The 10409-nt window shown below is 38.4% G+C and carries 2 protein-coding genes; both read right to left on the bottom strand.

What is annotated here, in order from left to right; genetic code table 11:
• Positions 1-3730 (bottom strand): HYR domain-containing protein (locus tag K5R64_RS15290; protein WP_220764671.1); only part of this gene is annotated, 3730 nt, incomplete at its 3' end.
• A gap of 577 nt (positions 3731-4307) precedes the next feature.
• Complete coding sequence (locus K5R64_RS15285; protein ID WP_220764668.1) at positions 4308-10328, bottom strand: HYR domain-containing protein; 6021 nt, start codon at positions 10326-10328, stop codon at positions 4308-4310.
• Positions 10329-10409: the final 81 nt, after the last annotated feature.

The raw sequence follows: 10409 nt of genomic DNA, 5'->3' as shown, positions 1-10409 counted from the left end.
TAGCACTTACATTGGCAGGAGCTGTGATGGTAGGATTAACATTGTCGGTTACTGTTACGGTTTGAGTTGCAGTAGCTGAATTTCCAGCGGCATCCGTTACAGTCCAAGTTACTGTTGTGTTTCCTAAAGGGAAAGCACTTGGAGCATTATTAGTTACCGAAGTTACCCCGCAATTATCTGCCGTTGTTGGAGTTCCAAGACTTACCCCTGTAGCAGTACAACCCGAATTAGTAGTAGCACTTACATTGGCAGGAGCTGTGATGGTAGGATTAACATTGTCGGTTACTGTTACGGTTTGAGTTGCAGTAGCTGAATTTCCAGCGGCATCTGTTACGGTCCAAGTCACCGTTGTATTTCCTAAAGGGAAAGCACTTGGTGCATTATTAGTTATCGAAGTTACCCCGCAATTATCTGCCGTTGTTGGAGTTCCAAGACTTACCCCTGTAGCAGTACAACCCGAATTAGTAGTAGCACTTACATTGGCAGGAGCAGTGATAGTTGGATTAACATTGTCGGTTACCGTTACGGTTTGAGTTGCAGTAGCGGAATTTCCAGCGGCATCTGTTACGGTCCAAGTCACCGTTGTATTTCCTAAAGGGAAAACACTAGGTGCATTATTAGTTACCGAAGTTACCCCGCAATTATCAGTTGTTGTTGGAGTTCCAAGACTTACCCCTGTAGCAGTACAACCCGAATTAGTAGTAGCACTTACATTGGCAGGAGCTGTGATAGTTGGATTAACATTGTCCGTTACCGTTACAGTTTGTGTTGCAGTAGCTGAATTTCCAGCGGCATCTGTTACGGTCCAAGTTACCGTTGTATTTCCTAAAGGGAAAACACTAGGTGCATTATTAGTTACCGAAGCTACCCCGCAATTGTCGGCTGTTGTTGGAGTTCCAAGACTCACCCCTGTAGCAGTACACCCCGAATTAGTAGTAGCACTTACATTGGTAGGAGCCGAGATTGTAGGATTAACATTGTCGGTTACTGTTACGGTTTGTGTTGCAGTAGCGGAATTTCCAGCAGCATCCGTTACGGTCCAAGTTACGGTTGTATTTCCTAAAGGGAAAACACTAGGCGCATTATTAGTTACCGAAGATACCCCGCAATTATCAGCTGTTGTTGGAGTCCCGAGTGTTACTCCAGTAGCAGTACAACCCGAATTAGTAGTAGCACTTACATTGGCAGGAGCAGTGATAGTTGGATTAACATTGTCGGTTACTGTTACGGTTTGTGTTGCAGTAGCGGAATTTCCAGCGGCATCTGTTACGGTCCAAGTTACGGTTGTATTTCCTAAAGGGAAAACACTAGGTGCATTATTAGTTACCGAACTTACCCCGCAATTATCAGTTGTTGTTGGAGTTCCAAGGGAAACGCCAGTAGCAGTACAACCCGAATTAGTAGTAGCACTTACATTGTCAGGAGCCGAGATTGTAGGATTAACATTGTCCGTTACCGTTACAGTTTGTGTTGCAGTAGCTGAATTTCCAGCAGCATCCGTTACGGTCCAAGTTACGGTTGTATTTCCTAAAGGGAAAGCACTTGGTGCATTATTAGTTACCGAAATTACCCCGCAATTATCAGCTGTTGTTGGAGTTCCAAGACTTACCCCTGTAGCAGTACAACCCGAATTAGTAGTAGCACTTACATTGGTAGGAGCCGAGATTGTAGGATTAACATTGTCAGTCACTGTTACAGTTTGTGTTGCAGTAGCTGAATTTCCAGCGGCATCCGTTACGGTCCAAGTCACCGTTGTATTTCCTAAAGGGAAAGTACTTGGCGCATTATTAGTTACCGAAGTTACCCCGCAATTATCTGCTGTTGTTGGAGTTCCAAGACTTACCCCTGTAGCAGTACAACCCGAATTAGTAGTAGCACTTACATTGGCAGGAGCTGTGATGGTAGGATTAACATTGTCGGTTACTGTTACGGTTTGTGTTGCAGTAGCGGAATTTCCAGCGGCATCCGTTACGGTCCAAGTTACGGTTGTATTTCCTAAAGGGAAAACACTTGGTGCATTATTAGTTACCGAAGCTACCCCGCAATTATCAGTTGTTGTTGGAGTTCCAAGGGCAACGCCATTAGCAGTACAACCCGAATTAGTAGTAGCACTTACATTGTCAGGAGCCGAGATTGTAGGATTAACATTGTCGCTTACTGTTACGGTTTGTGTTGCAGTAGCGGAATTTCCAGCAGCATCCGTTACGGTCCAAGTTACGGTTGTATTTCCTAAAGGGAAAACACTAGGTGCATTATTAGTTACCAAAGCTACCCCGCAATTATCTGCCGTTGTTGGAGTTCCAAGACTTACCCCTGTAGCAATACAGTCTGTATCAGTAGTAGCACTTACATTGTCAGGAGCAGTGATAGTTGGATTAACATTGTCGGTTACCGTTACGGTTTGAGTTGCAGTAGCGGAATTTCCAGCGGCATCCGTTACGGTCCAAGTTACGGTTGTATTTCCTAAAGGGAAAACACTAGGTGCATTATTAGTTACCGAAGTTACCCCGCAATTATCAGCAGTAGTAGGGACAGTTAAAACGACACCCGTAGCAGTACATCCTGAATTGGTTGTTGCCGAAACAGGAACAGTACTTATAGTTGGATTAATATCATCGATTACAGTGATGGTAAAAGTGCAAGTTGCATTATTTCCAGAGGTGTCAATGGCAGTATAAGTAATGGTTGTTGTACCTACATTAAAATTTGTAGTTTCGATTGTATTGTTACCTGATCCTGTTGTGGCACCTGAAATTGTCCAGTTTATAGATGCAATATTGCAATTGTCAGTAAAAACAGGCTCGGCTGGATTTAAAGTATAATAACAAAGTCCACTATTTGTTGAAAAACTGACATTTGAGGGACAGGAGGTTACTGAGGGGGCTTCGGTGTCATTGTTAACAATAATTGTGGTTGTTTCAATATTAGTTGCAGATGCGGCTGTTGTAATCTCTAACGATATGAGATATTGACCAGATGCAGTTGGGACAAACGAAGTAGAAGTACTTTCTAAATTATTTGAGAGAGAACCATTTGCAATTTCTGTGGTAACTTCGCTTGGGTTTCGTACAGTCCATTTATACGTCACACCAGTTTCGGTACCTGAGTAGCCGCCGGTTAAATTTATAGTAGTACAAGGCGGAGCAGTTGTGGGGTCAGAAGTTGGAACAGTAATTTTTGCGTTTACATTTCCTCCTGAAAGAGCTACTTCACCAAATGTGTACACATTAGAACCTCCACCTACACAGGCTGCATATCTTTTAGTACCAATAAAAATTTCATCATTGTTTGTGCATTTACCAGTGAAATTACCTCCGTTTTCTAGTATTATTATAGCGCTTGAGGGTAGGTTTAAACGAACTTTTGTGAGGTCGAAATTTAAAGAACCACCATCAATATCTAGAGTTGTTGTGTTTAAAGTAATGGTGTTAGGAGAAGTTGTGGGACTTAAATTGAGAATCCCTTTTACTTCAATATTACTTATTGCAACCGTTGTCAGATTAGTAGGAATGGTTACTGTGTGGGCTGATAAAATAGTAACTTGATTTGTGCCTGACATTTGACCTGGAAAAGTTGTGGGTGTTATCCATGTAGCACCATCCCAAACCTTCCAAGTAGATAAGTTCTCCCAATTTCCATTAGTGAATGAAACGTAGTCACCCAAATTCTGTGTGAAAGCAGAAAAAGTAATGGATAATAATAAAATTAGATATAAGTATTTTTGTTTCATAATAGTCACCGTTAGATGTTCAATATTTACTGCATTTTTCTTTAGAAAAAACAGTTGTAAATAGATATTGTAGTGGTATTATTTTTTAATATCAATTTAGGTTATGAATTGATATAAATTCTTTTATCTAAAATTTTAAGGTATTTGTCAATAGTGGTTAATTTTCTTAAAAACAAAATTAACAATTTTAATCTAATGTCAGTTTTTTTACCTTTTTTTTCGATGAAAGCAGTTTTATATCGACGAATAACTTCTTTGGTTTTCAAATAGATAAATTAGATGGTAAAAATAGATTATTTTATTTTAATTTATCGATAAAAAGTATAAAATTATCGATAAAACGCATTTTGTAATTGTTTTTGAAATAAAAATAGCACACTTATTTTTGTTTTTTTGACATTGTCTTGAAATAAAATTTCAACATTTACAAATTTGCTGTTTTTTTTGTTGATCAATTGTGACAGTGAGTTGGAATGTGAGGTTTGTTTTTTAAACAAAAAGCGTCTCAGATAGAGACGCTTAAAGAAGATTATTTAAAATTATTTCAATAAGAGAAGCAATTGTAAGATAGATAAAGTTATCGTATCGCAATTGTTGTGTTGAAAGAACCTTTATTGGTTTTAGTTGTAATTATATAAATTCCAGAACTTATTTTTTTTAATGGCAACTGAATAGTCTCTTGATGCTTGTCGTCAATCGTCCAATTTTTAATTTTTTGTCCAAGTGAATTGAATAAAGTAACTTTTTTTATCTGTTTATCCAGTGCGTAATTATTGATGGCAATTGCATAGGTTTCAGGTTTAAAATACACATATATACCTTCTTTACTTGAAAGATTATCTTCTTCATTTAATAAGGATTCTTTTTTAAATCGTAAACTAAATCGATTATCATAAATCCCTTTAGGTAGCCTAAGTGTAAGCACATTGGTTTTTAAATCATGATATTGCATAGTGACATTGTCATAAATATATACGTTGAGGGTGTTAGGAATGTTCTCTAGATTGTCAATCATAATTTGAGATTCACCTTCATTTTGTACTGTTATTCCTAGAGGAATTATTTGATGTATATCAAAATTTGGAACACCTTGAATGACAAACGGACTATTATTAATAATCCAATACAAATCATCTTCGTTTAAATCAAACATAGGAGCATCATATCCTAAATCAAAAGTAGCGGTAGTATTTTTGTCTCTACCAATTAATAATTGTCGGTATTTGCCAGATTGAGTTTGATAGCCCAATCTAATCTTAGCCCGAGTATCTGTTTCAGTTGTATTTTTAGTTTTACTAGAAATTCCAGGTTTCATAAAAACAGAATTGGTATTATCCTCTCTATAAAAGACACGTTGGCTATTTTTAAATACCAAAGGACCTCCTTGAACACTAACAGTACTTCCTATTATGGAAGTTTCTAATGCAGCATCAACAAAGAAACCTTGAGCTACAGGGATGTATCGCCCGGGCGCTTTTGTTCCTTTAGTACCACTTTGAGAGTTCAAATCACCATTTACTGTTGCAACAGTTCCTCCAATGAGAGTGTAAGTAGCATATCCTCCTTCATATTCGGCAAGGATATGATTGTTAGTAATCCCTAAATGATCCCAAAAGTAGAGCGCACCGTTAAAAGTGTTGACACTTGCTCTACAATCTGCACAGTCTTTAATATTGTCTTTTATAAATTCATCAGCATCCAAAGCGGAAGGATATGGATTTCCAATTAAATAGGTTTGTTCAAATGGCAATCCTAATGTAATTGTGCCTGAATTAGGTTTTCCTGTAAAAACATAATTTTGGGTGCTGGTTAAAGGGGCTGTTCCTCCTGTACCTTTCATAGTAAATCCTTCACCCGTGTTGAGGGAGCCATAATTATAGATATGATTCCATAAATAGTAATTGTTCCATTCAGAGTTACTAGCCAATGTTTTAGAATTGTATGACCAAATCCAACGGGTACTTATTTTTATAGGATTTTCAACTGGTCCATCTGCGGCAAAAGCAGTTGAAACGAAATTGATGGTTTTTGGTATAACCGAATCAGTTCCATCCCGCAAAACGCCATTAAGGGTGTAAGGGGAATTGTTTGCCGCTCCTCGGATAGTTACTGGTGATGTCCAATAGTTGTAATTGAAACTGTTTTTTTTGCCCTGCTGATCACGTTCGATGTATCCTGTACTCGCTTCATCAAAAATACTTTCGCTGTATTGTGTTGGATAACTGTAATATCTTTTTTGAAGCAATTGTGATTCTCCAATCAAATCGATGAATCCATCCAATTTCAAATAATGAGTAATCCATAACATATTACCAGTATTTGTTTCATTTAACGCTCCTGGCGCATGAACATCAAGTTGGGTTCCTGTATTCATTAATAACCCTAACAAAGTGATGTCTTTATCGTCATTGTTTAAATTATTAGAAGAAACTACAATATTCCAATCGATAGGATCGCCATTTATACCTGTGCTATTAGGGTAATCCCAAACAGTGCTTCCGTACAACCAAGGTGTTGTTGTCGCTCCTCTATCTTTCCAATTTCCATTTCTTATAGTCGTGTAAGGTAGTGGCGCTGTTTCTTGTTGAGAAGTATTAATGTTGTAAAGTCTTCCATCAACACCTTTGTTAGCAAATGGTCTTAGATAACCGCAACTAATGTCATTCATTCGATAATAACCATTTAAATTTGCCCAAGTTAACCCATACACATCGATAGGAATGATAGTACCACGAACAAGGGTTCCATTGGAATTAACTTCTTGATTCATCATTTGGTGTAGTTGGTCAGTAGTTAAAGCGGTATTCCAAATTCGTATTTCATCAATCCAGCCTTTGTAATGATTTGTAGGTTGATTAGGATTGCCATTTCGATCCATTGCTCCTAATAAACAATTGAAGTTATTTGTAACCGGAGCACTACCTGTTGTAGATTGTATTTCAATTCCGTCAATAAATAGTTTGTAAGTGGTACCATTAAAAGTCACGGCAATATGGTACCATCTCGAAGTGGTTATAGGAAGAGGTGAAACAACACTACCTCCATTGTTCCAATTGAATGAGATATAATTATTGTTGTCTAATCTTAAATCATATCCATTTGGATTGCTTAAATTATCCGCATTTCGTTTACTTAAAATTGATTTAATATTGGTTGGGGATGCAGATTGAGTTTCAGGTTTTACCCAAACTTCGATAGAAAAAGCAGTTGGTAAATTGTAATTATTCCTAAAATTGACAAAATCATCTTGTCCATCAAAATCAATCACATTACAATCTTCTAACGTTACTTGTACATCATCACTACAATTGGCAACAGTCCATCTTAACGTGTAGGTTCCTGCAGCACCAGTAAAAGTAGCTCGTGGGTCATTTACATTGGAAAAACTGCCTGTGCCACAGGTGTTTCCGGAAGAAGAAACAATTGACCATGTTCCGTTTGTTTGTGTTCCAGGATCGTCACTAAATTTATCTAATGTTCCTAGATAAGCACCATTCGCTTTGTTTTGAGTGGCAGTTAATCGGTTATCATAAGCGTTTAAAGTGGCATTGCTTCCTCCACATTTGCTCGGAATAGGAGTAATGTCGGTTCCAGCGTAGGAATAATTTACTTTTACATCCGCTATGGCTGTGCCATCAGGATCGTAGGCTCTACAGCCATTAATAATACTCGTGGCACCATATTGATGTACCCCTGGTGCTGTGGGGACAAAGGTGTAAGCAACATCGATAGTTCCTGATGCAAGTGGTGGCTCTCCAGGATCACCTATTCCATCGGTCCATTCCAATTCATCGCTATAAGGTCTCACAGGAATGCTGATATTATCTATGGCCCACGCACTTTCATCAGTTGTTCCAAAAAAGGTCCATTTTACTCTTACATTATCATTACCTATATAATCAGAGATGTCAAATGAAGAGTTGTCATTTTGGAAATTAAAGTAGGTTGTAGTAGAATTATTTGGTTTAGGTAATTGATAGGGATAAGGAACAGGTGCCCACGAATTGGCTTTTGGACTAGTTCCAATTAAATCTTGTAAAACAACAGTATAAGTTACGCCACCGTCTAAAGATAACTCTAATTTAGCAATATCTCCTGCATGTAAATTATAAGCTTGATCAAATTCAACCGTAGCCGTGCTAAGCCCTACAAGACTAAAAATAGGTGTTTCAAGTGTGGTGGGGTTGCCTGGTGGAAATGCATTGATATAAGCAGTACTATTGTAATTACCGTGAGCAATACCAAATTTAAAATCATTAGAGTCGTATTCAATTCGGTAGTTTGTTCCTACCGGATGATTGTTCGTTCCAGACCAGTTGTTGAATTTGGTGTTGTTACCCGCAGCGGTCCACTGAGCACCTGCTGTTTGACCATCTATTTTCCATTGGGTAGGATCCCATTTGTTGGGAAATTGGCCTTGATTAAAATCACCTCCATCATCCACATTTGTAGCTGAGTCATAACCGTTATGCGCTATTAAAGTTACAGAATCATTTAGACAAATGGTAAAATCGTTTTGTTCAAGTACTGGGGGGACATCGGGTGGAATTGCGTGAATATTTACCATATTGGAATATTCAGTACAATTTCCAACTTGAACTAAAACACGAAATAGAGTTGATTTTGTGTTTGAATAATTAAATACAATGTTGTAGGTATCAGTTGTGTTGGCAATAATTTGCCAATTAGTATCTCCTGCTTCAAATTTTTCCCATCGAATAATGGTTCCAATTTCGTTGGTTAAATCAATTTTTACAGGATTTGTATCGTCAGGACATGAAGTTATAGCGATGTTGTCGGTTGCGTCGGCAACAGTATAAATATCACTTAAATATCCTTTTAGCATACCGCCAGAAATGGATGGAGCGGTTAAGATTATATTTTGCATTTGGGAACTGCTATTGCCTTTGGCATCAGTATAGGTCCAAGTAACAACTGTTGTTCCTAGAGTGGTGAATGGGAAGCTAATGTTGGGTACACCATTTATCGTACCTGAACAATTATCTGTTGCAGTTGGTGGGGTTAAACTATCAATTTTGCAACCTGATATGTTGTTGTCAGGTAAATTTGTTATGTCTGGTAATGGGGCGGTTGTATCGTTTATTACCACATTCTGAGTAACAATTGTTTCATTATTGGCACTGTCTTTAAAAGACCAAACAACTGAAAATGTACCTTGTGAAGTAAAGGTGGTGTTATCACTTGTGGTTGCGGTTATGGTTCCATCACAATTATCAGTAGTAGTGGGAGGGGTAATAGTTGTCGAACATTGTGCTGTTATTGTCGGTAAGGTGGGGGTAGTAGGAGCTACATTATCAATTACAGTAACAGTTTTTGTTCCTGTTGTTGTGTTTCCAGAATTGTCAACAGCAGTATAGGTTATCGTGGTCACTCCTTTGTTGAACGTATAAGTGCCTATTTGACCTGCGGTTGTTGCTTTGTTTGTTGCACCACTTAAAGCATAAGTAAAAGATGAAACGGAACAATTGTCACTATAAATAGCATTTGTTATGGCTACTGAAGCACTACAGCTACCAGTAGGTGTATTGGCCGATTGGTTTAAGCCAGGAGTTAGACTCGGATTAATATTGTCAATTACAATTACGGTATAAGCGCAAGTATTAAAATTCCCCGCTGCATCTTCTATACGATAGGTTACGGTAGTTGTACCTAAATTAAAAGTTCGAGTACCAAGATTATTAATTCCAGTGGTTGGAGAAGTGCCTGTTGTAGCACCAGTTAGCGTCCAAGTTAATTTAGTTACTCCACAGTTATCCGCTGTAGTTGGATTAGGAGTGGCAACACTAGCGGTACAAGTACCAGCACTTACATTTTGAGAAAGGTTAGAAGGGCAACTGATAGTAGGCGCGATATTATCGGTAATAGTAACAGTATAGGAGCAAGTCGCAAAATTCCCAGCTGCATCTTCTACTCGGTAGGTTACAGTGGTGGTGCCTAAATTGAAGCTAGTTGTTCCTAAAGTATTAATACCAGAAGTTGGTGAAGTGCCTGTAGTAGCACCAGTCAGCGTCCAGGTCAATTTGGTTACCGCACAATTATCAGCGGTAGTAGGATTGGTTGTGGCAACAGTTTTGGTACAACTGCCCGTATCTACATTTTGAGAAATAGTGCTAGGGCAACTAATAGTGGGGTTAATATTGTCATTTACAGTTACGGTATAAAAAGTAGTTGCGGTATTACCAGCAGCATCAGCAACCGTATAAGTAATAGTAGTAGTGCCAAGATTAAAAGTGTAGGTACCAATTGTGTTAATGCCAGTTGCAGGTGAATTAGCAACTGTAGCTCCTGACATACTCCATGTCAATAGAGTTACCGCACAGTTATCGGCTCTTGAAGGGTTGGTTGTGACAACTGATTTGGTACAACTACCAGCAGCAACATTCGTTGTGATATTGGCTAAAGTGTTAATGGTAGGATTGATATCATCTGTTACTGTTACGGAATAAGCAGTTGTAGCGGTATTTCCAGCGGCATCTGAAACTGTATAAGTTACAGTGGTTGTTCCTAAGTTAAAAGTTCTGGTTCCAAGATTATTGATACCAGTTGCAGGTGAGCTAGCAACGGTTGCTCCTGTCATGACCCAAGTTAATTGAGTTACCGCACAGTTGTCAGCTGTGGTAGGGCTGGTTGTGACAACTGATTTGGTACAGCTTCCTGT

Source organism: Flavobacterium sp. UMI-01 (assembly GCF_019656315.1).
Lineage (GTDB): Bacteria > Bacteroidota > Bacteroidia > Flavobacteriales > Flavobacteriaceae > Flavobacterium.
The sequence above is the reverse complement of the archived record's forward strand: the minus strand, read 5'-3'. Positions and strand labels throughout refer to the sequence as shown.